At 61.9% G+C, this 21,508-nt stretch carries 21 protein-coding genes; 11 read left to right on the top strand and 10 right to left on the bottom strand.

What is annotated here, in order from left to right:
- Nucleotides 1-308: DUF6882 domain-containing protein (locus tag BMY06_RS39950; protein ID WP_208608906.1), on the top strand; the 308-nt coding region annotated here is incomplete at its 5' end.
- A 412-nt stretch (nucleotides 309-720) separates the two neighbouring features.
- Nucleotides 721-1,593, top strand: coding sequence for a hypothetical protein (locus BMY06_RS38850; RefSeq protein WP_124262737.1), 873 nt, complete (start codon nucleotides 721-723; stop codon nucleotides 1,591-1,593).
- 146 nt (nucleotides 1,594-1,739) lie between these two features.
- On the opposite strand, the gene BMY06_RS21845 is transcribed toward BMY06_RS38850, so the two are convergent.
- From BMY06_RS21845 to BMY06_RS21835, 3 genes are all read right to left on the bottom strand, one after another.
- Nucleotides 1,740-2,717: a hypothetical protein gene (locus tag BMY06_RS21845; protein WP_083400882.1), complete on the bottom strand. Its 978-nt coding sequence runs from the start codon at nucleotides 2,715-2,717 to the stop codon at nucleotides 1,740-1,742.
- Nucleotides 2,718-3,230: 513 nt separating this feature from the next.
- Nucleotides 3,231-3,431: a hypothetical protein gene (locus BMY06_RS21840; protein WP_065059138.1), complete on the bottom strand. Its 201-nt coding sequence runs from the start codon at nucleotides 3,429-3,431 to the stop codon at nucleotides 3,231-3,233.
- Nucleotides 3,432-3,468: 37 nt separating this feature from the next.
- Nucleotides 3,469-3,915 (bottom strand): MarR family winged helix-turn-helix transcriptional regulator, encoded by a 447-nt coding sequence (locus BMY06_RS21835; protein WP_074985141.1) that lies wholly within the window; start codon nucleotides 3,913-3,915, stop codon nucleotides 3,469-3,471.
- An 83-nt stretch (nucleotides 3,916-3,998) separates the two neighbouring features.
- Between BMY06_RS21835 and BMY06_RS21830 the strand changes: the two genes are divergently transcribed.
- The 4 genes from BMY06_RS21830 to BMY06_RS21815 all read left to right on the top strand — a co-directional run bounded on the left by BMY06_RS21830 (nucleotide 3,999) and on the right by BMY06_RS21815 (nucleotide 7,616).
- Nucleotides 3,999-4,364, top strand: a complete 366-nt coding sequence (locus tag BMY06_RS21830) for a hypothetical protein (RefSeq protein WP_074985139.1) — start codon at nucleotides 3,999-4,001, stop codon at nucleotides 4,362-4,364.
- 12 nt (nucleotides 4,365-4,376) lie between these two features.
- Nucleotides 4,377-4,994, top strand: a complete 618-nt coding sequence (locus tag BMY06_RS21825) for a glutathione S-transferase family protein (protein ID WP_074985137.1) — start codon at nucleotides 4,377-4,379, stop codon at nucleotides 4,992-4,994.
- Between the two features lie 268 nt (nucleotides 4,995-5,262).
- Nucleotides 5,263-7,161, top strand: a complete 1,899-nt coding sequence (locus tag BMY06_RS21820; RefSeq protein WP_074985136.1) for an FAD-binding monooxygenase — start codon at nucleotides 5,263-5,265, stop codon at nucleotides 7,159-7,161.
- Between the two features lie 17 nt (nucleotides 7,162-7,178).
- On the top strand, nucleotides 7,179-7,616 hold the full coding sequence (locus tag BMY06_RS21815; protein ID WP_065059001.1) for a MarR family winged helix-turn-helix transcriptional regulator: 438 nt from the start codon (nucleotides 7,179-7,181) through the stop codon (nucleotides 7,614-7,616).
- 7 nt (nucleotides 7,617-7,623) lie between these two features.
- Here the strand turns inward: BMY06_RS21815 and BMY06_RS21810 are convergent, their stop codons facing one another.
- On the bottom strand, nucleotides 7,624-8,376 hold the full coding sequence (locus tag BMY06_RS21810) for an SDR family oxidoreductase (protein ID WP_074985134.1): 753 nt from the start codon (nucleotides 8,374-8,376) through the stop codon (nucleotides 7,624-7,626).
- Between the two features lie 101 nt (nucleotides 8,377-8,477).
- Here BMY06_RS21810 and BMY06_RS21805 point away from each other — a divergent pair, with 101 nt between their 5' ends.
- Entirely contained in the window at nucleotides 8,478-9,392 is a 915-nt protein-coding gene (locus BMY06_RS21805) for an AraC family transcriptional regulator (protein WP_065059003.1), read from the top strand.
- A 127-nt stretch (nucleotides 9,393-9,519) separates the two neighbouring features.
- On the opposite strand, the gene BMY06_RS38845 is transcribed toward BMY06_RS21805, so the two are convergent.
- Both BMY06_RS38845 and BMY06_RS21800 read right to left on the bottom strand, forming a co-directional pair.
- Complete coding sequence (locus BMY06_RS38845; RefSeq protein ID WP_124262740.1) at nucleotides 9,520-9,762, bottom strand: hypothetical protein; 243 nt, start codon at nucleotides 9,760-9,762, stop codon at nucleotides 9,520-9,522.
- 22 nt (nucleotides 9,763-9,784) lie between these two features.
- On the bottom strand, nucleotides 9,785-10,156 hold the full coding sequence (locus tag BMY06_RS21800) for a hypothetical protein (RefSeq protein ID WP_065059004.1): 372 nt from the start codon (nucleotides 10,154-10,156) through the stop codon (nucleotides 9,785-9,787).
- 190 nt (nucleotides 10,157-10,346) lie between these two features.
- Between BMY06_RS21800 and BMY06_RS21795 the strand changes: the two genes are divergently transcribed.
- Nucleotides 10,347-10,964 (top strand): histidine phosphatase family protein, encoded by a 618-nt coding sequence (locus tag BMY06_RS21795; RefSeq protein WP_065059005.1) that lies wholly within the window; start codon nucleotides 10,347-10,349, stop codon nucleotides 10,962-10,964.
- Between the two features lie 231 nt (nucleotides 10,965-11,195).
- Here the strand turns inward: BMY06_RS21795 and BMY06_RS21790 are convergent, their stop codons facing one another.
- The gene (locus BMY06_RS21790) at nucleotides 11,196-12,338 is read right to left on the bottom strand and encodes a porin (RefSeq protein WP_065059006.1); all 1,143 of its coding nucleotides are present in this window, start codon (nucleotides 12,336-12,338) and stop codon (nucleotides 11,196-11,198) included.
- Nucleotides 12,339-13,181: 843 nt separating this feature from the next.
- On the opposite strand from BMY06_RS21790, the gene sfnG reads away from it, so the two are divergent.
- Both sfnG and BMY06_RS21780 read left to right on the top strand, forming a co-directional pair.
- Nucleotides 13,182-14,285, top strand: coding sequence for a dimethylsulfone monooxygenase SfnG (gene sfnG / locus BMY06_RS21785; RefSeq protein ID WP_065059007.1), 1,104 nt, complete (start codon nucleotides 13,182-13,184; stop codon nucleotides 14,283-14,285).
- A gap of 720 nt (nucleotides 14,286-15,005) precedes the next feature.
- The gene (locus tag BMY06_RS21780) at nucleotides 15,006-16,940 is read left to right on the top strand and encodes a hypothetical protein (protein ID WP_074985132.1); all 1,935 of its coding nucleotides are present in this window, start codon (nucleotides 15,006-15,008) and stop codon (nucleotides 16,938-16,940) included.
- Between the two features lie 28 nt (nucleotides 16,941-16,968).
- Here the strand turns inward: BMY06_RS21780 and BMY06_RS21775 are convergent, their stop codons facing one another.
- Both BMY06_RS21775 and BMY06_RS21770 read right to left on the bottom strand, forming a co-directional pair.
- The gene (locus BMY06_RS21775; RefSeq protein ID WP_074985130.1) at nucleotides 16,969-17,391 is read right to left on the bottom strand and encodes a cupin domain-containing protein; all 423 of its coding nucleotides are present in this window, start codon (nucleotides 17,389-17,391) and stop codon (nucleotides 16,969-16,971) included.
- Between the two features lie 10 nt (nucleotides 17,392-17,401).
- Nucleotides 17,402-17,839 carry a carboxymuconolactone decarboxylase family protein gene (locus tag BMY06_RS21770; RefSeq protein ID WP_074985198.1) on the bottom strand — a complete coding sequence of 146 codons (438 nt, stop codon included), beginning with the start codon at nucleotides 17,837-17,839 and terminating at the stop codon, nucleotides 17,402-17,404.
- 389 nt (nucleotides 17,840-18,228) lie between these two features.
- Here BMY06_RS21770 and BMY06_RS21765 point away from each other — a divergent pair, with 389 nt between their 5' ends.
- Nucleotides 18,229-19,749 carry a SulP family inorganic anion transporter gene (locus tag BMY06_RS21765; RefSeq protein ID WP_074985129.1) on the top strand — a complete coding sequence of 507 codons (1,521 nt, stop codon included), beginning with the start codon at nucleotides 18,229-18,231 and terminating at the stop codon, nucleotides 19,747-19,749.
- A gap of 37 nt (nucleotides 19,750-19,786) precedes the next feature.
- On the opposite strand, the gene BMY06_RS21760 is transcribed toward BMY06_RS21765, so the two are convergent.
- Nucleotides 19,787-21,505: a tetratricopeptide repeat protein gene (locus tag BMY06_RS21760; RefSeq protein ID WP_074985127.1), complete on the bottom strand. Its 1,719-nt coding sequence runs from the start codon at nucleotides 21,503-21,505 to the stop codon at nucleotides 19,787-19,789.
- Nucleotides 21,506-21,508 lie beyond the last annotated feature (3 nt).

The raw sequence follows: 21,508 nt of genomic DNA, 5'->3' as shown, positions 1-21,508 counted from the left end.
CTCCAACCGCAGAGGCGTCCATAGTGCCATTGGGAACGCACTCTCTCGACAAACAGCGCTATCGTTGGTCATGGTCGGATGAAGGTCTTCCAATGGACGTTCGGGATGCATCCAGAAAAATACAGGTGCTATATGACCTAACTGGCTTTGAGATGTTCAAACAAGCCACAATCCAATGCGATCAGACGATGGCATGGGAAATTGCTGCATTGTCATGTTCTGTTCTCGCTGCGCACGGCGCTTACCGAATCCCCAATGGATCGAACCAGCATTATGTTCTGATCCACTCAATCGACCAATTCCCCTGAGTCGCAACGTCGCCCACGTATCTCCCGACCGCAGACAGCAATAGGCGGCCATGAACGACCGGTCGAGGCCGCCGCCTAGTTTGGCTGAGCGAGCTCTCGTCCGGGTTCGCTCAATGGCCGGTTTGCGGCGAGCAAATCACAGAGGGCACTGCCTCGACGCGGCCAACTACGGCCATTCGATCGGCGTCAAACGTAGACCTTCAGGCGTCCGCTGTATCTCGGCAACGGACGTTCGTCGCTTGCCAAGTCCACAGAGGATTGACTGATTCCAAGCTACTACAAGCTACCGGTTTCGGCGCAATTTGAAGTACACTACGGCGGGCTTGCGGTGTATGGGACATACTTACCTTGAATGAACCGTGTTCCGTTAAAGTAAGAGTAGAACGTTCGAATCGTTCCAAGCCCTCAAAAAATGCAAATAAAACATACTCGCGCGCGCATCGCCGCCAAAAATCTTCTTGGCGACACAAATCAACTGCTTATAACATTGCTAATTGGCGTTGAAGGCGTTCGCACTGGGAAGGTAGTGAAAGATGAAAGCTTTAAGGTCAGCTGGAATCCCAAAGATCTAAGTTCGACGAGTCAACGTGCAAGACGGTTTGCACGTGCAGCTGCACTTTCGTGGGCAATCGATGCGCTCGATGCCTATCTAGGTAGCTTAGCAGATAGGTTCATCTACGACCTTTCAAACCTGTCCGTCCCGCTTAATGATCAACTTACCAATCGATCGATTTTTGTAAAATTAAATTCGCTTGTCTCCGCAATCAGTTTGCCACTAAGCGCTGAACTCTCACTGGTGCATCTTGCCATTCAGTGGAGAAATAACCTAATTCATTTTCATGCCGAGAATGAGCTGGATAAAAAATACGAATCCTTCATTAAAAATAATTTAATATCGAACGAATCAAATCCAAACAAATTTGGAAACTTGAGCGGCCATGATTTGATCGTTGATTTCAATGGTGGTGCACATCCCAAATTTAAGGGCGTCGCGGCCTTTATTAAATCCATTAATACGTTAATTGAAACGTTGGATGCAGCCATAGTTTCAAATTTGACAGTTCCGGCCTACGTAAAAGGGCTGCTAACAGATCTAGCGAAACAAAACGGCGGCAAGGCGAGTTTTTCGAGAATATGGGGGGAACCTATCAAAGATAAAAGAATGAAGAGTATTTCGTCATTGTTGAATTCTTTGGGTGTGAGCGTTGCTCCCCAAGATCCAGATTTCACGGTACTTACCGAAATGACCGTCAAGGAAATGCACCAATATTTGTCTTTGACATAGCAAGCAGCGTTTGCTATGTCTCGTTGCCATTACTCGGAAGCCTTTTCGCCACGTGGGCCTGCGGACGAGTAATCGATATATCTCGAAAATAGCTTTAAGCAACCGCTTGCTGCCCGTGAGAGCAACAATTTGGAAAGACAACGCGGTCAGGCGACCGGGTTGTCTTTCCAATCATCATCATCATCATCATCATCAGCTTCATCGTCATCGTCATCGTCAAAGTAGACGCCCGTTGCCCCAATCAGCGCCATCATTTCAAATCGTTGCTTCCGTGCCTCGGCGTCCATTTCTCCATAGTGGTGCTCCAGTTCGTCCATGACCCCAGACTTCGCTGCGTCTGACTTAAAGCACGCAAGATACTCATTAACGAGGGCTGCGTCAAAACGCAATGGCTCAATATCTTTAAGAAATTTCCAATAATTTGTATTCGAACTCGTATTCATAAAGAAAATCAGCAGTTCCTTCCAAAGCACGTCCTCGTCGCTGATCTTCACTTTGGACAAAAAAACGCTTTGCGCCTTCGAGCCATATCGCAGTTCATACGTATACAACCCCCGTTCTCTCGAACGGCCGTCGACGATATCAAAGATTATTTGTGATATCTTGAGAATCGTGCGATTCATAAAATCGCGATATCGATCCTCGTTCGGATTGACAAAAATTCCCTGTTCTTTAGAAAATTGAACCTTCAAGTGCTTGCTAAGAAGCTCGCGAATGGCATCCGCCTCCCTATTCCCTGCGTAGATAGAGTTCAACGAAAATCGATCGTACCGAAGGTTTTTGTAGAAATCACTTAATAAACGCAGGAGATCAATATGGGTCTTGCCGAGTTTGACGTCGTTTCGCTTCTTGATGCGTGTCAATAAATCCAAATGGTTGTGAGTTACAAGGGAGTTTTCAAGAACTTTCTGATCGATGTCTTGTGTATGTTCACTGAGCACGACTGCGATTTTTAATAGTCGTTCGAGGCCCACGGAGATGTTGTACAGAAATTCAAATAGCTCGTCGTCGTTTTCGAAGTGCTCGAGCTCATGAAATCGCCGTAGACCGTTATAAATGAAAGAGCCAGCCGTATGAAGTTCCTCGCCGAGCCTAAAGTTTTGCCAAAAATCTGATGCGTTCATATGTCGCATTTTTGCCCTTATCTCAGAATAGATGCAATCGTCACGCGTTGAGATGCGCGACGCCCTCGGTTTCGAGATGTCTAGTTTTATCTGGGTACAAATTAATCGATAGGTCTGCGAAGGCGCCGTCGACGGTTATTTGCAACGAAGCAATGGACCCCACAATTCCTGAGTGACCGTTGGACCATGATAGCGGATGTCGATCCCTCGCGACGCCGGATGACCGAGTTGGGTCGATTGGGTGAGCTCGCCAACGTCCGCTTTATGGTGCTCCAGTCTGCAAAACGCCAATTCGACTGACTGACCGCTTTGGAGAGGGTCGTCTGGCCGGATTGGGTCGAATATAGCCCCTTACCTCCATGTCCCTTTGGCCCGATCTGACTGTAACTGTGGGATCGAGCCCGCAGCTTCACTGCTATAACGCATGCCTTCTCGCCTACGAGAATATTTTGACCAGCGACAGAACCCTGAAGGTGATCTCCTCACCCGAACGACTGTTCGATGGCTCTCAGGCTAGCGATAATTCACGAGATTGATCACGTCGTTGAGAAACCACGGCAGGATCAATTGCGTATCCGGATAGCTCGTGCCGACCGTGAGCCTCGGTTGTTGCGAGGCGGACGGTGCGCCATCAGGCGTCGAAGTGGACGCACAGCCGCTAGCGAGCGCGCTAAAACAGGCGGCGAATACGGCAGCGAAATAAAGACGCCTCATGGCGATGAACTCCTGCAACGTTGCATCGCCACATTGTCTACGAAAGCGCGCGCAAATGGGTGCGTAAGCGGTCGATCTCGCCCGCGGGGAACGGTGCTTCGATTTCCTCGTGCGTGCGCTGCCAGATCGGAAAGGCTTGCGCGAGCAGGCGGTCGCCGGCGGGCGTGAGGCTCAGGCGGCGGCTGCGCTTGTCGTCTTCGTCCGGTTCGATACGCACCAGTTCGCGCCGTTCGAGCGGCTTGAGCGCGGCCGTGAGCGTGGTGCGATCCATGGCCAGCAGCGACGACACTTCTTTCATCGTCGGCGGATGCGGGCGATTCAGCGACATCAGCAGCGAAAATTGCCCGTTGGTGAGATCGAGCGGACGCAGCGCCTCGTCGAAAATGCGAGCGAGATTGCGCGCCGCGCGCTGCATGTGCAGGCACAGACAGCAATCGCGCACCATGAGCGTGGCGTCGAAGGGAAGTTTTTTCGGGTAGGCCATGTTGCAATTGTGTTGATATCAACCTATATTGTCAAGGCCGGTCGGGCAGTCTCCCGTTGTTCCTTTCGATAGCTGGAGGAAGCATGAGCGATCATCAACTGTTTCTCGCGGTTTTTCTCGGCGGCAAGGACACGCCGCGCATGAAAGCCTGGATGGCGATGCCCGAAGACGAGCGGCGCGCCAAAGAGCATGAAGGTATTGCGGCGTGGAAGGCGTGGGTCGAGCAACACAAGGCGTCGATCGTCGAGATGGGCGGGCCGCTTGGCAAGACGCGGACCATCGGCGTGGATGGCGTGACGGACACCACGAATCGGCTGACGGGCTTCACGGTGGTGCGCAGCGCCTCGCACGCGGACGCGGCAAAAATGTTCGAAGGCCATCCGCATTTCACGATCTTTCCGGGCGAGACCATCGACGTGATGCCGGTGCTGCCCATTCCAGCCGGCTGAGCGGAGGGCGTCATGAAACTCTATGGATTTGCCGGGACCCGTACGCAGCGTGCGCTATGGGGTCTCAAGGAAGTCGACGCCGATTTCGAATTCATTTCGGTCAATCTGCTCGAAGGCGAGCATAAACGACCCGATTATCTGCGCCTGAATCCGGCGGGCAAGGTGCCCGTGCTCGTCGATGGCGACCGCGTGATTCCCGAGTCCGCCGCCATCGTGCTGTATCTGGCCGATAAATATCCCGAGAAAGGTTTGCTGCCGGACGATCTCGACGAACGCGCCCAGGTGTATCGCTGGACGATGTTTGCGGTGACAGAACTCGAACAGCCCCTCTGGCGTATCACGCGGCACAGCTTTATTTATCCGCCGGACCAGCGCTCGCCCGCCGATATCGAACTCGCGCGCAGCGACTTCAAGACGATGGCGGCGATTCTGGAGAAGCATCTGGACGGGCGCGAGTTTATCGTCGGCAATCGATTGACGGTGGCCGATTGCGTGACGGCCTATCTGATCGACTGGGCAGGCGAGGTGCAATTGCTCGATGGCTTTCCGCGTTTGCGCGATTATCTGGAAAGGCTGTACGCGCGTCCGGAAGCGCCGCAGCGTATTGCCGATGCGCGCAAGGCGGCGTAGCGCGGCGCGTGTTTGATGAGGTATTTACTTCGGTATGCTGATTATTTGTTAGAAAACCATCTTTGTGTGACGGACCCGCTGAATCGGCAGACGAATAGCGTTTGCCGTGACCGGCACCGCGGGTTCGCTCACTTCTTTTCCGACCACGCGCGCGCCATGCCCATATCCCAGGGTAAACATCAGGGGATGTCGGAAATTCTTTAAAATAGTTGGTGTACGGAGTATATTTGTCTCCATCACGATACCGATACCCACGGAGACAGACACCATGCAGTTTCATCTCAACGGTTTTCGCGTTGGCGACCCGACCATCGAACCCGCAGCCGCCGGCGCGCCGCGTGCCGGTTTGCCCGAGAAAGTCGACGTGCTGATCGCGGGCAGTGGCCCGGCGGGTCTCGTGCTGGCGGCGCAACTCTCGCAGTTTCCGTCGATCAAGACCTGCGTCGTCGAGCGACGCGAGGGACCGTTACAGATGGGGCAGGCGGACGGCGTGGCCTGCCGCACCGTCGAAATGTTCGAGGCGTTCGGGCTCAGCGACCGCCTGCTGCGCGAAGCGTATTGGGTCAACGAAACCGTGTTCTGGCGTCCGGACGCGCAGGATCGCGGTGCGATTCGGCGTACCGGACGTGTTCAGGATACCGAAACAGGTTTGTCCGAGTTTCCGCATGTGATCGTCAATCAGGCGCGCGTGCAGGATTATCTGCTCGACGTGATGCGTCGTTCCGCGCAGCGTGCCGAGCCGGACTACGCTCTCGAAGTGGTCGACGTGCAGCGCGATGGCGCCGATGCCGACTATCCGGTGCTCGTCACGCTGCGCCGCACCGACGCCGCGCGCGAAGGCGAAACCGTCACCGTGCGGGCGCGCTACGTGGTGGGTTGCGACGGCGCGCGCAGCCGCGTGCGGGCGTCGATCGGCCAGACGCTGCGCGGCGACGCCGCCAATCACGCGTGGGGCGTGATGGATGCGCTCGCGGTCACCAACTTTCCGGACATCCGCCTGAAGGCCGCGATTCAATCGGCGAGCAAGGGCAATCTGTTGCTGATTCCGCGCGAAGGCGGTTATCTGGTGCGCTTTTATGTCGATCTCGGCGACGTCACGCTGGAGAATCGCGACAGCATCAAGCAGACCACGGTCGAGCGTCTGATCGACACGGCGCGCGGCATTCTGCATCCTTACACGCTCGACGTGAAAGAGGTCGCGTGGTTCTCGGTGTACGAAGTGGGCCAGCGTCTGACCGAGCGTTTCGACGACGCCATCGCCGCCGACGGCAGCGCGCGCGAGCCGCGCGTGTTCATCGCCGGCGACGCCTGCCACACGCATAGCGCGAAGGCGGGGCAGGGCATGAACGTGTCGATGCAGGACGGCTTCAATCTGGGCTGGAAGCTCGGCGCGGTGCTCGAAGGCCGCAGCGACGCGAGCCTGCTGCGCAGCTATTCCGACGAACGCCAGCCGGTCGCGCAGGAACTGATCGACTTCGACAAGGAGTGGTCCGCGATGATGGCCGCGCCGCCGAAGGACCCGCAGCGGCCCGAAGCGGGCGGCGTCGATCCCGCGGAATTGCAGGCGTATTTCGTGCGCGCGGGCCGCTACACGGCTGGCGTCGCCACGCGTTACCGCGCGGGCGCGCTCACGGGCGAGGCCATGCACCAGGCGCTGGCCACGGGCTTTCCGATTGGCGCGCGCTTCCATTCATCGCCGGTCGTGCGGCTCGCCGATGCGAAGCCCGTGCATCTCGGCCACGCCGCGCGCGCCGACGGCCGCTGGCGTCTCTATGCGTTCGCCGACGCCGACGGCCACGCGCTGCGCGCGCTCTGTGAACATCTGGTCAACGCGCCGGAGTCGGTGCTGCGCCGCGCGACCGCCGCGCAAGCCGACATCGACAGCGTGCTCGATCTGCGTGCGATCCTCCAGCAGTCGCATCGCGAAGTGCGCGTCGACGATTTGCCGGCCCTGCTGTTGCCGCGCAAGGGCCGTCACGGGCTGATCGACTACGAGAAGGCATTTACGAGCGACGCCGCGACTGATATCTTCGACGAGCGCGGCATCGACCGTGCACGCGGCGCGCTCGTCGTGGTCCGTCCGGATCAATACGTCGCCCATGTTCTTCCACTGGACGCGTACGCGGAACTCGACGCCTTTTTCGCCCCGATCTTCCGCACGCGTTAAACACATCGACAGCGAAATTGCCGAAACAACCCGACGATCCCGCGCTTTCCAAATTCACGGGCAGCCTCGTGCGCCGCGCGCAGCAGCGCCACGCGGCGGTGTGGCTGAGCGAAGTGTCGGCGGAGATTACGAGCGTGCAGTATGCGGCGCTCGAAATTCTCCAGCAGACGCCCGGCCTCAATCAACGGCAACTCGGCGACGAGCTGGACGTGGATCGCTCGACCATCGCGGACCTCGTGGCCCGCATGGTGCGCAACGATCTGATCGAGCGTTCCGACGACCCCGCCGACAAGCGCAGCTACGTGCTGTTTCTCACGGCGGCGGGCAAGAAGCAGTTGGCGAGCTTGCGCCCGCGCGTGGAGGAAGTCGAGCGCGTGCTCACGGCGCGGCTCTCGCCGCGCGAATGCATGGAGCTGCGCCGCCTGCTGCTGGCGTTGATGGTGCCGCGAGAATAGTGGTGGATTAACGCGCCGCTTCGGCCGCCCACGCTTCGGCATCCACGCCCGCCGGAATGCGCAGCGGCGCGGCAGGATCGGTGGCCGCGCGCCAGACGGCGGCGGCCACATCCTTCGAATAGGTCACGGGCGCTTCGGTATCCGCGAATTCGGCGAACACGCGCTTGACGAGATCGGCGTAAGCCTCGTGCTCGAAGCCGAAGATATGGCCGCGCGCGTTATCGGCGAAACGTGTTTCGGGCGAGCGCCCCGGCAGCACGAGATGCACGCGCACGCCGAAGGGCGCCACTTCCACGGCCGTCGATTCGCTGAACGCGTTAACCGCCGCCTTGCTCGCGCGGTAGGCGCTCAACAGCGGCAGCACCTTCATGGTCACGCTCGACGTGACGTTCACCACGACGCCCGCCTTGCGTTGCCGGAATTGCGGCAGCACCGCCTGCGTGAGCGCGATCGTGCCCAGCGTGTTGGTTTCGAAGATCTCGCGGACGGCGTCGATCGGCGCGAGTTCGGCGGGCGACGCCATGCCGAAACCGGCGTTGTTGACGAGCACGTCGATCGGACCGGCGGCTTCGACGGCGCTTTGAATACTCAGCGCATCGGTGACGTCGAGCGGCAGCACGCGCAGGCGGTCCGAAGGCGGCAGCAAGTCGGTGCGCGGCGTGCGCATCGTGGCGACAACGCGCCAGTCGCGGGCGAGAAATTCGCGCGCGATTTCGAGGCCGAAGCCCGAGGAACAGCCGGTGATCAGCACGGTTTTCATGTGCACTCCAGTCAAGTGGTCGGTGAGTGCACTTACGATAGAGCGCGCAAGCCGTACTTGCTACAATCAAAAATCCGAAAATCTTTCGCAGGAGTCCGGCGATGATCGATCCGCTGGCTGAGGTGGTCATGCTGTTGCAACCGGGCGCGCGCTTCTCGAAACTCGTGCACGGCGCGAGTCCGTGGCGCATCAGCCGCTCGGATTCAGGGCAGCCGTTCTATTGCGTGATTCTCGAAGGCGGCTGCGAAATGGCCATCGACGGACACGCGCCGATCATGCTGCATGCGGGTGATTTCGTGCTGATTCCGGCGGTGTACGGCGTCGCGATGACGAGTCTCGATGCGCCGCCGGACGTCGAGTCGCGCGATCCGGTCGCGCTCGGCGACAACGAGTACAGAATCGGCGATCCGGACCGCCCGGTGGACGCGCGCATGATGGCGGGGCATTGCTCGTTCGCTTCGCCCGACGCGGCCTTGTTGGTGTCGTTGCTGCCGCGCTACGTGCATGTGCGCGGCGAGCAGCGCCTTGCCACGCTGGTCGGGCTCGTGCGCGAGGAGACGCGCGAGCAGCGGCCCGCGCGCGAGATCGTGCTGTCGCGCTTGATGGAAGTGCTGCTGATCGAGGCGCTGCGTTCGGCGGCGGGCACGCAGGCGTCGCCGGGACTCGTGCGCGGGCTCGCCGACACGCGCCTGGCCGCCGCGATTCGCGGCATGCACGAGCAGCCCACGCACGCATGGACTGTCGCCGAACTCGCGAAAGCGGCGGCGTTGTCACGCTCGACGTTCTTCGAACGCTTCAGCCGCGCGGTGGGTGTGGCGCCGATGGAATATCTGCTCAACTGGCGCATGGCGCTCGCGAAGGATCTGCTGCGCCGTAACGCGGGCCGTCTCGCCGAGATTGCGGAGCGCGTGGGCTATAGCTCCGCGAGTACGTTTAGCGTGGCGTTTACGCGGCATGTCGGGCGGCCGCCCGCGCAGTATGCGCGTGAGCAACAGGCGAATCTGGACATGGTTTAACGCCTTGCGCGTGACTGGATAAAGTAATCAGTCAAGCGAATTAATTATCCGATTTTCGATGGGAATCAGCGCTTGCTGCACGCTGTTTTTTCCATGCTGCGTGTCACATCAATGCGCAATCGCGGTTTCAATCAGCAGCCGCAAATCCTGTGAGAGCAAATAGTCGATGCCGTCGAGTGCGCCATGCGTTTCCATGCAGCGACGCGTGGCGATGCCGGGCGAGCAACGGTGCGCGCGCTTCGGCCGTGCGCGCGTGCATCATGAAGTGCGCGCGGAATGGCGCGCTCGCGTGGAGCGAGAGGGCATCGAGCGTTTGCGCCGCATTGTCATTCGCCGCCGATCGCTCGATCTGGCGGCTCGCGGCCTTCACGGCGTGCGCGCGTGGTTGGGTTTCAGCGCAGTGCGCGGCGCAGCGCGCCAAGCTCGCCGTGCAGACGCTGGCAGAGCGCCGTGTGCGAGGCGTTTTGCGCGCGCAATTGCGCGTCGAGCGTGAGGACGATTTCGCCGAGCGCGTCGATGCCGTCGAGCAGCGGGTCGGTCGCGTGAAGCGGCGTGCCTGCGGTGTCGTTGGGATCGTCGTTCGGTTTGTCGTGCGCCTCGTTTCGGGGCAGCGTGCCGTCGGCCGCCGCGGGCGCGCTGGCCGTCCCGGCTTCGGGCGACATGACCGCAGTGGCCGGCGTGGCGTGAGTAGGCGTGGTGACCGGCGTAGCGGGCGCGACCGGCACGGCGGCCGGTTCAGGGTCGAACAACGACTTCAGGAGCATTGGGATTCTCATGGCGGCAAGGAAGGCGAAGGGTCGGCGAAAACTGGGCCGTCATGGTCGCATCGTCGCGAAATTGTCTGTCCTGAAAACCGGCGCGCGGCCCAGCGGTCTGGCGCATCTTGCGCATCGGGTTGAAGCGGATCGTCCACGCGGCATAGAATGACCACGCCGTTCATTCTGGAGCTACCCGATGCCCGCCGTTGCGAAATCCCCTGCCAAGCCCCGCGAAGTCTGGCTGATCCGTCATGGTGAAACCGAGTGGAGCCGCACCGGCCAGCACACGGGCCGTACCGATATCGCTTTGACCGGGCATGGTCGCGAACAGGCGCGCGCACTCGCGAAACCGCTCGCCGACGTGCAGTTCGACGCCGTGCTCGCGAGCCCCATGTCGCGTGCGATCGAGACCTGCAAGCTCGCGGGGCTCGGCGATCGCATGGTCGTGTCCGCCGATCTGCTCGAATGGGATTACGGCGTCTACGAAGGCCGCACCACGCCGGAGATCCGCGAGACCGAACCGGACTGGAGTGTATGGCGCTCGTCGATCGCACAAGGCGAAAGCCTCGCGCAGATCGAGACGCGCGCGCGTGGCGTGGTCGAAAGTCTGCTCTCGATGGTCGGAAACGGCGGCCGCGTGGCCGTGTTTTCTCATGCCCATTTTCTGCGTACGCTGGCGGGCTGCTGGGTCGGCGACTCGGCGGCGCTGGGCTCGCACTTCTACCTCGATACGGCGTCGATCAGCGTGCTGGGTTTCGACCGCGAAAGCCGCGCCGTGCGTCGCTGGAATGCGATTCCCGAAGGCTGCCGGTAGGCCTCGCGTCGGCAGCAAAAAAAAGCCGCCCGGAAAGCAGGCGGCATCAAGTCGAAGTGAACAAGCATGAAAAAAGCGGGAATCAGCAAATTCCCTGGACTTTCCGGTGCAGCGATCCGCGATTAAACGCCATCAAACCGCGGTAAAAAAGGCGCCTCCGTCACGGCGGAGACGCCTTTTTTGTTGTCCGCAATTCAGGCCGGATCAACCGGCCCGATTGCGCGGCGTGGCTTAGAAGCGGTGGCGCATGCCGACCGTTGCCGCCACCTGGTTTTGCGTCGTCGAGTTGCCGATCAGACCGGCAATGTTGGCCGTATTGCCGATCACGTCCGTGCCGTTGTCGTAGACATTGCCCGAAGCGTGCTGGTAGGCGCCGGCCACGTAGACGTCGGTGCGCTTGCTCAGCGAGTAGTCGAGCGCGAGGGTGGCCGAATGCCACTTCGGATCGCTCGAGTTCGTGCCCGCGCCGGTCGTCTTGCCGTACGTGAACGTGTAGTTGCCCACGATCGCGAGTGCCGGCGTGAGGCTGTACGTGCCGTTGACTTCGATATTGTCGAAGCGTGCGTTCAGGCCGGTGACGCCGAACGAAGCGCCTTGAATGCGCGTGTGCGTGTACAGCACGCCAGCCGTGCCCGGGCCGAACGCGTAGGTCGCGCCGACGCCGTAGGTGCGCTTCACGTCGCCGCCCAGCAGCGTCGTGGCCGCGGCGTTGGAGTTGGTGGTGCCGTTGATGTCGGTGTTCGTCTGGTCATACGCGGCGGCCACCGTGAGCGGGCCTGCCGAGTAGCCGGCGCCCACGCTCCATGCGCGGCCGTTCGAGAACTGGCCCGGATCGTTGCTGAAGCCGTACAGGCCGCCGAAGTGGAAGCCGGCGTAGTTGGCGCTTTCATACTTGATCGCGTTGTTGATCGAGTATTGCGCACCGATGTTGTCGTTGTTGTACGGGTGGGCGGCGAGATTGACCACGCCTGCCTGGCCGGCCAGCGACAGCGGCGACAGATAGTCGACGACCGAGTCGTATTGCTTGCCGAGCGTGACCGTGCCGTACTGGGCGCTTTGAATACCGACGTACGCCTGACGATTGAACATCGAGCCGTTGCTGAAGCCGCCGTTCGACAGGCTGAAGCCCGATTCCAACTTGAAGATTGCCTTCAGGCCGCCGCCGAGATCTTCAGCGCCCTTCAAACCGAAATAGGTATTCGAGAGCAGGCTGCTCGACTGAAGCCAGTCGCTATGGCCGCCCGCGTTGTTGACATACGCGATGCCTGCGTCGAGCGAGCCATACAGCGTGACGCTGCTTTGTGCGTGAGCGGCAATGCCGAAAGCGCTGAGCGCCGCTGCCACGACCAATTTCTTATTGAATTTCACGTTCATTCTGCACGTTCCTGTTTCTGAGGCAATTACTCATAGACAAGCTGAATATGAGCGGTGTAAATCTGCCGGGTTGGGACGGACGAAATATATCGCTGTCGCACTCCAATGCCGTTGCACTCATCCAACAGATCGCGCCTTTACCGTCATGATTTGAGATAACGCAAATAATCTTTTACAGAATGAAATGTCCCCCTCATGTTGTGATCTCGATAGTCTTTATGCGCTGCAGGTCGCATTATTGGCATGCTTCGAGGGCATTCGGCGTCATCGCGCGTCATCCCGGTTTTCCGGATAAAACGATACGAAAGGACAAACCTGTCGTCGGGAAAGGCGCGGTTCAAGGCCGGGAACGGATCACGGCGCTAAAGCTGGCGCGCTAATGAGTTCAATGACGGGCGTTTGAGCCATGGCGATCCGTATGGGGAATGCATTGTGCGGAAATCGTCAGAGACCCGCGTCGCTCCATTCAAATTGCAGCGATTCAGGGCGATGACGCCGCATTGCGGAATTTTCGCGATCTCTGTATGGCGGTTCGTCGTGCGTTACCAGTCAGGCGAATAGTGCGTCATTACGCCACAGTTTAAAGACGATATTGCCGGATTAGAGGGAATGATCGTGTCCGTTGCAGCGGTTCCAAATGGCAGTCACGATAACGGTGGAAAAGCCGCTGGCAGATTGAAGCGCTGTCCGCTACGACGATCGAACCGGCGCAATCGCTTCGCAATTCCGTTCGCGCATAGCAGTCAGGCGACTTTTCATAGCACGAGAAAATCGTTCAGCCGCGTGCGCAAATCCTCAAAGATGAGGGACCGCTCACTCCACTCATCTTTCAGGAAGCCGACCATGAGCCAGCGCACTCCCGCCGACGACGCCATCAAATTCGCCTACTGGGTGCCGAACGTGAGCGGCGGTCTCGTCGTGAGCAAGATCGAGCAACGCACAGACTGGAGCCTCGAATACAACCAGAAGCTCGCGCAGACCGCCGAAAAAGCCGGTTTCGACTACGCGCTCAGCCAGATCCGCTTCACGGCCGGTTACGGCGCGCAGTATCAGCACGAATCGGTGTCGTTCAGTCAGGCCTTGCTGCATGCCACCACGAAGCTCAAGGTGATCGCCGCGATCCTGCCCGGTCCGTGGCATCCGGCCGTGGTCGCCAAACAGATCGCGACCATCGACCATATTTCGAACGGGCGCATCGCCATCAACATCGTGAGCGGCTGGTTCAAGGATGAATTCACGTCGATTGGCGAGGCGTGGCTCGAGCACGACGAACGCTACCGGCGCTCGAACGAATTCATTCAGGCGGTGAAGGGCATCTGGACGCAGGACAACTTCACGTTCAAGGGCGACTTCTATCGCTTCAACAACTACACGTTGAGTCCGAAGCCGGTGCAGAAGCCGCATCCGGAGGTGTTTCAGGGCGGCAGTTCGCGCGCCGCGCGCGACAACGCGGCGAGCGTCTCCGACTGGTACTTCACGAACGGCAACACGGTGGAGAATCTCAAGGCGCAGATCGACGACATTCGCGCGAAAGCGCAGAAGAACCAGCACAGCGTGAAGATTGGCGTGAATGCGTTCGTGATCGCGCGCGACACGGAAGAGGAAGCCCGCGCGGTGCTCGACGACATCGTGCGCCATGCCCACGTGGAGGCCGTGGAGGCCTTCGGCAGCGCGGTGAAAGAGGCGGGCAAGGCGTCGCCCGAAGGCGAGGGCAACTGGGCGAAATCGACCTTCGAGGACCTCGTGCAGTACAACGATGGCTTCCGCACCAATCTGATCGGCACGCCGCGCCAGATTGCGGAGCGCATCGTCGCGCTCAAGGCGATTGGCGTCGACCTCGTGCTTGCGGGTTTTCTGCACTTCATCGAAGAAGTGGAGTACTTCGGCGCGAAGGTGCTGCCGCTCGTGCGCGAACTGGAACGCGCGCGCGAATCCCAGCCGGCGTAATCAGCGGGTATTCACGATGTCATGATTTCAATTACATTTTCATCGGATGTTTTATTCATCCGATGAAAATGTAATCATATTGCGTCGAAAAGCGAACCCGGCCCGTCATTGCAATAAAAATTAGAATTAAAACAGGGCCGGTATCCACCAGACATAATTTTCGCGCACCTCTTCAGTTCCCCTCAAGTCCGCCGTTATAGGCCTAAAGTGGTCCTCATTCGCGGTCATCGCACGACAGCGTGCGCGCACCGAAGCAAAAATTTCCCGATATGGACGCGATTTCGACGGTAACGAATTTAATTATCGGCAATTCGGTTTTGTATTGCCTTATGTAACACTTTCTTACGTCGAATTGGTATATATCAGGAGAAATGCCAGGTAAGATCTGCCGCCGCGAATGATCTGATTTTAAGCAGTGAATTTGCCGCTTCGGCTCACCGAAGGCGCATGTCCCCCAAATTCCCTTGGGAACCCGCGCAAGGCCGCAAGTCCCGACGACGCAATCGCCGCAACGGCGCGCTCACGGCGCGCCCGCGCCCAGGCGAAAAGGACAGATACGCCGGTTCGACCGGGTGCGCCAGCCGCGCCCTCGTTTTGACGGACGAAGTGCGCATTCGACCGATGCGCGGCGTCCGCCGACCTCTCATACCAGACCTTCGGCCTGCAGCCGGGCGCGCGAGCGCCGCTGCCGGCTGGGCGTCGCTTTGCCTATTACAAACGATGAAGCCCATTCTTATTTTGCTCTCCTCATCGCTGCTACTGGCGGCTTGCGGGGGAGGCGGGTCCGGGGGGACCGGTTCGGACACCACGAACGCCAACGCGTCCGGCGGCGCGCAAAACGCGGGCTCGAACGCCGTCAACGCCAGCGGCGGCACCGATTCGCCCGTCGTGGCGAAGGGCGCGATGACCTGCGGCGCGCCTTCGGCCTCGAGCGCGACGGCCAGCGGCACGCTCGTGTCCGCCGACACGCCGAGCGCGCAAAGCGGCCGCATCTTCGCCTCGGGCGCGAGCTTTCCGGTGACGATCGTGACCAACGCCGCGTCGCCCGACACGCTGAACTGGTCGATCGCCGATCAACTCGGCAACGTGGCTGCGAGCGGCAGCACGCCGGTCACGGCGGGCGCGGTGACCACGACGGTGAACTGCTCGTCGACGCTCGCGGGTTACTTCGCGATCTCCGCCTCGCTCGCCAGCGCGGGCGGCCAGATTCCCTCGGCCGGCACGCGCCCCGCGGGCAATGCGACCTTCGGCGTGCTGCCCGCTCTGGGCAGCGTGATTCCCGCGGTGACGTATGCGCATCAGGACCTGCACCGCTTCGGCATGCAAGGCGAGGACGGCAACGCCGCGGTGCTCTCGGCGCTCGGCATTTCGTGGCAGCTCGATCATCGCGAGCTCTACAACATGGAGCCGAACGGCCCCAACACCTTCAATCCGAACGCCAATAATCTCGATCCGTTCTTCACCTCGGGCAACGTGATGCGCCTGATCCGTCTCGACGGCATTCCCGCGTGGGCCAGCCCGACGAATGCCTTCGAGGACGAGACACTGCCGCCCACCGATCTCTCGTACTATCAGGATTACATGAGCCGCGTGGGCACCGAATCGAATTTAATTCGGACTGCGTATTTCAAGAATCAGTCGGCCAACTACTATCAGCTCACGTGGGAGCCGGACGCGCAGTGGGCGGGCACGAACGCTCAATTCGTGCAGCTTTATCAGACCGTCTATCAAGGGCTGCATTCGACCGATCCGCACGCCGTGCTGATGGGCCCGGCCGATACCGCGCCTTCGGGCACTGCCGAGCAGTTGCGCACGCTCGCGTCGCTCGGCTTCGCTCAGTATCTCGATGGCGTGACCACGCACGGCTATTACGACATCAACGGCACGTCGCCGTCGTATCCGCCTGAGCGGCTGGCGACCGATCCGTCGACGGCGTCGGGGTCGCTGATCGGCCAGATGCGCACGCTGCGCAGTGAAATGGCCGCCGACTACAAGCCCGGCATGAAGCTGTTCCAGACCGAAGTGGGCATCAGCTACGACAACGGCTCGTCGTACGGCGCGAACTACCCGACGGCCAACGTGCTGTACGCGCAGGGCGCGGTGGCCGCGCGCGCACACCTGATCGCGCTCGGCGAAGGCGCCGACCAGACGTGGGTGTTCTACGGTGCGGACTTCCCGGGCCTCGTGGGCTACGGCACGTTCTTCGATCTCGCCGATGCGCAGGGCCAGTACGGCGCAACCAACATCAGCCCGAAACCGGCGGCGATGGCCGTGGCGGCGATGACGCGCATCATCGACGGCACCAACACGCTCGGTCCCGTCAACGGCGTGCCGTCCGGCGTCTACGCCTACGCGTTCCAGCAGTTGAACAACGGCTCGGTGATCACGGCGCTCTGGACCCACAACAACACCGTGTGGAACGCCAGCGCGGGCTATAGCTCGACGTACAGCACGGCGTACAGCCTCGCGGTGGACGCGCCGGGTACGAACGGCACGGTCACGGTGCTCGACATGATGGGCAATCCGTCGACGGTGGCCTACAGCAACGGCACGGTCACGCTGAACCTCACGGAGTCGCCGGTCTACGTGGTGTCGAACAACGCGACGGTGGCCAAGGCCAACACGACGCTGCCGACGGGTTACGTGCCGAACTGAGGCACTGCGCGGCCTTCGCGCCCGGTGCTTAGTGCGGAATCGGCTGCTTGATCGCATCGTGCTCGCCGGCGACGGCGAACACGAGGATCTGCGCCGGCTCCGTCGCGCTGACGTTGCGCGCGAGGAGGTGACGCGAGCCGGGCGGCTCGTACCACGCCTCGCCGGGGCCATAGGTTCGCGCGGGCGAGCCTTCGATCTGCGATTCGATATGGCCCTGCGTGACGTAGGCGAACACCGATCCCTTGTGCATGTGCGGCTCGGACGCCTGCCCCGGCGCGAACGTCACGGTGGCGATCAGCACGTTCTTGCCGGGCGCTTCCGGAATCGCCTGCTTCATGACCGGGGCGATGGTTTCGCTTGCGGCGTCGTGCGCCTGCGCGGTGTTCATCGACGCGAGCGCGATCATCAGCGACGCAAGCGACGCCAGCGCGGTTTGCAGAATCGTCTTCATGGCGCGCCTCTCAGGCGGGCAGTTTGCGGAACGCGATTGCCAGGCGATTCCAGCTATTGATCGCGTTGATCAGCAGGGTCAGGTCGACGATTTCGGTGTCGCTGAAATGCGGCTTGACGGCTTCCCAGACCGCGTCGGGCACGTGCTCGTGCGAGACCAGCGTGAGCGCCTCGGTCCATTCGAGCGCGGCGCGCTCGCGTTCCGTGAAGAAGGGCGTCTCGCGCCACACCACGACGGTGGCCAGACGTCGTTCGGTTTCGCCGCCCTTGCGCGCGTCGCTCACGTGCATGTCGACGCAGTAGGCGCAACCGTTGATCTGCGAGGCGCGCAGGCGCACGAGTTCGGCGAGCGGCTTGTCGATGCCGCTCTTTTCGACGCGTTCTTCGAGTCCGAGCAGGGCCTTGATGGCGTTCGGATTGGCGCGGTAGAAGTCGAGACGCTGTTGCATGATCGTTCCTTCGAAGTGGGCCGCGCCGGGGAAGGGTGGCGCGATGAACGTCATCGTAGTCGTGATAGCGGCTATTCAAAATAGCCAGTTTTCGGCTATTTCAGGTAGCCACTTTTCCGCCTCCTTTAATGCTTCCCGTGCGCTCGACGAGGCCATCGTCGCCTGCGCGTCAACGCCGATTCTGTTAACATGCGCGCTCCCGTTCGTCCGGACTCCGGCGCGTGCGCCTGCATGTTTTACGGTGATGCGCCCTATCGGGCCTCGTACGCAGGCCCGCCGACGCACCGTCCAGGTGCATCCGGACCGGGCGCGCCGCACGCCTCGTCGCGTTGTTTTGCAGCGCGCTTTCAGCCCGTTTCCCCGTCTTTTTCCGGTCTACCGCCCGCACCATGGAATCCGCCCGTTCCACTCCGAGCCGTTCCACGGCGCCGTTTTCGTTCTCCGCGCTGCGCAGCGAATTGCTCGCCGGCATCACGTCTTCGTTCGCGCTGGTGCCCGAGTGCATCGCGTTCGCGCTCGTCGCGCACCTGAATCCGCTGATGGGGCTGTACGGCGCGTTCTTCATCTGCACGATCACGGCGCTGTTCGGCGGCCGCCCCGGCATGATCAGCGGCGCGGCGGGCTCGATGGCCGTGGTGATCGTCGCGCTGGTGGTGCAGCACGGCCCGCAGTATCTGTTCGCGACCGTCGTGCTCGGCGGCCTGCTGATGATGCTGTTCGGCGCGCTCAAGCTCGGCAAGCTCATCCGCATGGTGCCGCATCCGGTCATGCTCGGCTTCGTGAACGGCCTCGCGATCATCATCGCGCGTGCGCAGTTCGAGCACTTCAAGCTGCCCGGCGCGCACGGCATGGAATGGATGCACGGCCAGGCGCTCTGGCTGATGTGCGGTCTCGTGGCGCTGACTATGGCGATCGTCTTCGTGATGCCGCGTCTGACGAAGGCCGTGCCGCCCGCGCTCGTGGCGATCGTCGGCGTGGGCGCGGCGGCGGCGTTGCTGCATCTGCCCGCGCGCACGCTCGGCGACATGGCGCACATCGCGGGCGGCCTGCCCGTGTTCGCGATTCCGGGCGTGCCGCTGAATCTGGAGACACTGCGCATCGTGCTGCCCTATGCGGTGCTGATGTCGCTCGTCGGCCTGCTCGAAACGCTGCTCACGCTCAATCTCACCGACGACGTGACCGCCTCGCGCGGCCAGCCCAACCGCGAATGCGTGGCGCTCGGCGCGGCCAACGTGGTGTCGGGCCTCTTCGGCGCGATGGGCGGCTGCGCGATGATCGGCCAGACCGTCATCAACCTCGGCTCGGGCGGTCGCCGTCGTCTGTCCGGCGTGACGAGCGGCGTGATGATCCTGCTCTTCATCCTGTTCCTGTCGCCGCTGATCGAGCGCATTCCGCTCGCCGCGCTGGTGGGCGTGATGTTCATCGTGGCGGGACAGACGTTCGCGTGGGGCTCGCTGCGCGTGCTGCACAAGGTGCCGCGCAACGACGCCGTGGTGATCGTCGCGGTGACGGTGATCACCGTCTGCACCGATCTGGCGACCGCCGTGATGTGCGGGATCGTGATCGCTTCACTGAATTTCGCGTGGCAGCACGCGCGCGAATTCCGCTGCGAGATGCGCGACGAGCCGTCGGGCGAGCGCGTCTATACGCTGCGCGGCACGCTGTTCTTCGCCTCGGCGGCGCAGTTTCAGACGCTGTTCGATCCGGCGCGCGATCCGGCGCAGGTGCGCCTCGACTGCGCGCATCTGCAGGTGGCCGATCACTCGGCCATCGCCGCGCTCGAAGCGGTGCAGGCGCGCTACGAGCGTGCGGGCAAGCACCTGACGTTCGCCCATCTCTCGCCGCGTTGCAGCGGTCTGCTCGCGCGCGCCGACGCGGACGTGCGGCTGGCGGCGGAACGCGCGTCCTGATTGATGCAATGAGCGGCGCGCGTCGATCTCGCGGCGCTTAAGCTTTCGCTAACGCATCGAGCGCGCGCGCCACGCGAGCGATCACCTCACCCCAATCGCCTGGCGCGCGCTGCTGGAACAGCCGCGCGCGCGGATACCACGGCGAATTGTCGCGCTCGCGCAGCCAGCGCCAGCACGCGTCGTAGCGCGACAGAATCCACACCGGCTTGCCGAGCGCGCCCGCGAGGTGCGCCATCGACGTATCGACGGTAATCACGAGATCGAGCGCATCGACGATGGCGGCCGTATCGGCGAAATCCTGCGCCGCGTCCATCGGATCGAGCGGACGCAGTTCCGCCGGCAGCGCGTGGATCTGCGGCTGCGTCGCTTCCCCTTTTTGCAGGCTCACGAAGCGCACGCCGGGCACGCGCAGGATCGGCAGCCAGTCGCGTGCGTGCGTGGAGCGGCGCTGGTCGATTGCGTTCGCGCGCGGATCCTGCGGACGCGGCGCGCCCGCCCAGACGACGCCAACCTTGAACCCGCGCGCCGGCAGCCGCTCGCGCCAGCTTTGCGCGAGCGCGGCGTCCGCGCGCAGATAGGGCATGGGCGCCGGAATCGTCTCGACCGTGGTGCCGAAGCGCAGCGGCAGGCTCATCATGAAACACCAGTAGTCGTGGCGCGGGATCGTGCCCTGACCGTCGAGCACGTAGACGGCGTCCACATGTTCGAGGCTTTTGAACAGCCGCCCGAGCGCGGGGCCGCACGCGACGCTCACGCGCGCCGCGCCGCGGGCTTTCAGCAGCGTGACGTAGCGGCAGAATTGCAGGTCGTCGCCATAGCCTTGCTCGGGCCAGACGATGATCGACTTGCCGTCGAGCGGTTCGCCGCACCAGCGCGGCCACGGCACCGGCGGCAGTTTCACCGCGTGCTCGCCGACGGTTTCGTCGTGACGCGCCTCGTAGAGCGGCCAGCCTTCGGCATAGCGGCCGTTGCGCAGCAGCAGCATCGCCAGATTGCCCTTGACGACGGTGTAGTCGGGCCGCAGCGCGAGCGCCTGGCGATAGGCGGCGATCGCTTCATCGGTGCGCGCCTGCTGGTTGAGCGCGTTGCCGAGATTGTTGTGCGCCTCGGGCACGCTCGGGTCGGCCGCGAGCGCGCGCCGGAACGCCGCCTCGGCCTCGGGCTGGCGGTTCAGGTCGAGCAGCAGCAGGCCGAGATTGTTGTTGGCGTGCAGATTGTCGGGCTCGCGTTCGAGTATGTGCCGATATTCGGCGTGCGCCGCGTCCAGACGCTGCGTGTGCCAGAGCAGCAGCGCGAGATTGCTTCGGGCTCCTGCGTGATCGGGGGCGATGGCGAGCGCCTGGCGCAGCACGGTTTCGGCTTCGGCTGCGCGGTCCTGGTCGCGCAAGGCGAGCCCGAGATTGCCGAGCGCCGAAGGCCAGTCCGGCTCGATGGCGAGCGCCGCGCGCCAGGCGTGTTCGGCCTGCGCGGCCTGCTTGCGCGCGTAAAAGCGGTTGCCGAGCGCGAGGAGCGCGGTGGCGAGCGCGGGCGAGGCGTCGGGCGGTGCGTGAGCGGTGTCTGCGATATCAGCGGAACCGGCGGGATGCTCTGCGTCGGCGCGTTCGAGCGCGTGCAGGCAGCGCGCCGCGAGATGCAGCGCCTCGCGATTGGCCGGATCGTGTTCGAGCAGGGCGTCGAGCAGCGCGAGCGCCTCGGCGTGGCGGCCTGCGGCGTAAAGCGCGTGAGAGGCGAGGGGATCGATCGTGGGCGTATTCATGGC

The organism is Paraburkholderia tropica, assembly GCF_900109265.1.
Lineage (GTDB): Bacteria > Pseudomonadota > Gammaproteobacteria > Burkholderiales > Burkholderiaceae > Paraburkholderia > Paraburkholderia tropica.
The sequence above is the reverse complement of the archived record's forward strand: the minus strand, read 5'-3'. Positions and strand labels throughout refer to the sequence as shown.

Coding starts and splice junctions, on each gene's coding strand:
- BMY06_RS21780 (WP_074985132.1), top strand. CDS start 15,006: ATGAAGCCCATTCTTATTTTGCTCTCCTCATCGCTGCTACTGGCGGCT.
- BMY06_RS21760 (WP_074985127.1), bottom strand. CDS start 21,505: ATGAATACGCCCACGATCGATCCCCTCGCCTCTCACGCGCTTTACGCC.
- BMY06_RS21820 (WP_074985136.1), top strand. CDS start 5,263: ATGCAGTTTCATCTCAACGGTTTTCGCGTTGGCGACCCGACCATCGAA.
- BMY06_RS21845 (WP_083400882.1), bottom strand. CDS start 2,717: ATGAACGCATCAGATTTTTGGCAAAACTTTAGGCTCGGCGAGGAACTT.
- BMY06_RS38850 (WP_124262737.1), top strand. CDS start 721: ATGCAAATAAAACATACTCGCGCGCGCATCGCCGCCAAAAATCTTCTT.
- BMY06_RS21800 (WP_065059004.1), bottom strand. CDS start 10,156: ATGCTCCTGAAGTCGTTGTTCGACCCTGAACCGGCCGCCGTGCCGGTC.
- BMY06_RS21840 (WP_065059138.1), bottom strand. CDS start 3,431: ATGAGGCGTCTTTATTTCGCTGCCGTATTCGCCGCCTGTTTTAGCGCG.
- BMY06_RS21810 (WP_074985134.1), bottom strand. CDS start 8,376: ATGAAAACCGTGCTGATCACCGGCTGTTCCTCGGGCTTCGGCCTCGAA.
- BMY06_RS21805 (WP_065059003.1), top strand. CDS start 8,478: ATGATCGATCCGCTGGCTGAGGTGGTCATGCTGTTGCAACCGGGCGCG.
- BMY06_RS21795 (WP_065059005.1), top strand. CDS start 10,347: ATGCCCGCCGTTGCGAAATCCCCTGCCAAGCCCCGCGAAGTCTGGCTG.
- BMY06_RS21830 (WP_074985139.1), top strand. CDS start 3,999: ATGAGCGATCATCAACTGTTTCTCGCGGTTTTTCTCGGCGGCAAGGAC.
- BMY06_RS21835 (WP_074985141.1), bottom strand. CDS start 3,915: ATGGCCTACCCGAAAAAACTTCCCTTCGACGCCACGCTCATGGTGCGC.
- BMY06_RS21775 (WP_074985130.1), bottom strand. CDS start 17,391: ATGAAGACGATTCTGCAAACCGCGCTGGCGTCGCTTGCGTCGCTGATG.
- BMY06_RS21770 (WP_074985198.1), bottom strand. CDS start 17,839: ATGCAACAGCGTCTCGACTTCTACCGCGCCAATCCGAACGCCATCAAG.
- sfnG (WP_065059007.1), top strand. CDS start 13,182: ATGAGCCAGCGCACTCCCGCCGACGACGCCATCAAATTCGCCTACTGG.
- BMY06_RS21790 (WP_065059006.1), bottom strand. CDS start 12,338: ATGAACGTGAAATTCAATAAGAAATTGGTCGTGGCAGCGGCGCTCAGC.
- BMY06_RS21765 (WP_074985129.1), top strand. CDS start 18,229: ATGGAATCCGCCCGTTCCACTCCGAGCCGTTCCACGGCGCCGTTTTCG.
- BMY06_RS21825 (WP_074985137.1), top strand. CDS start 4,377: ATGAAACTCTATGGATTTGCCGGGACCCGTACGCAGCGTGCGCTATGG.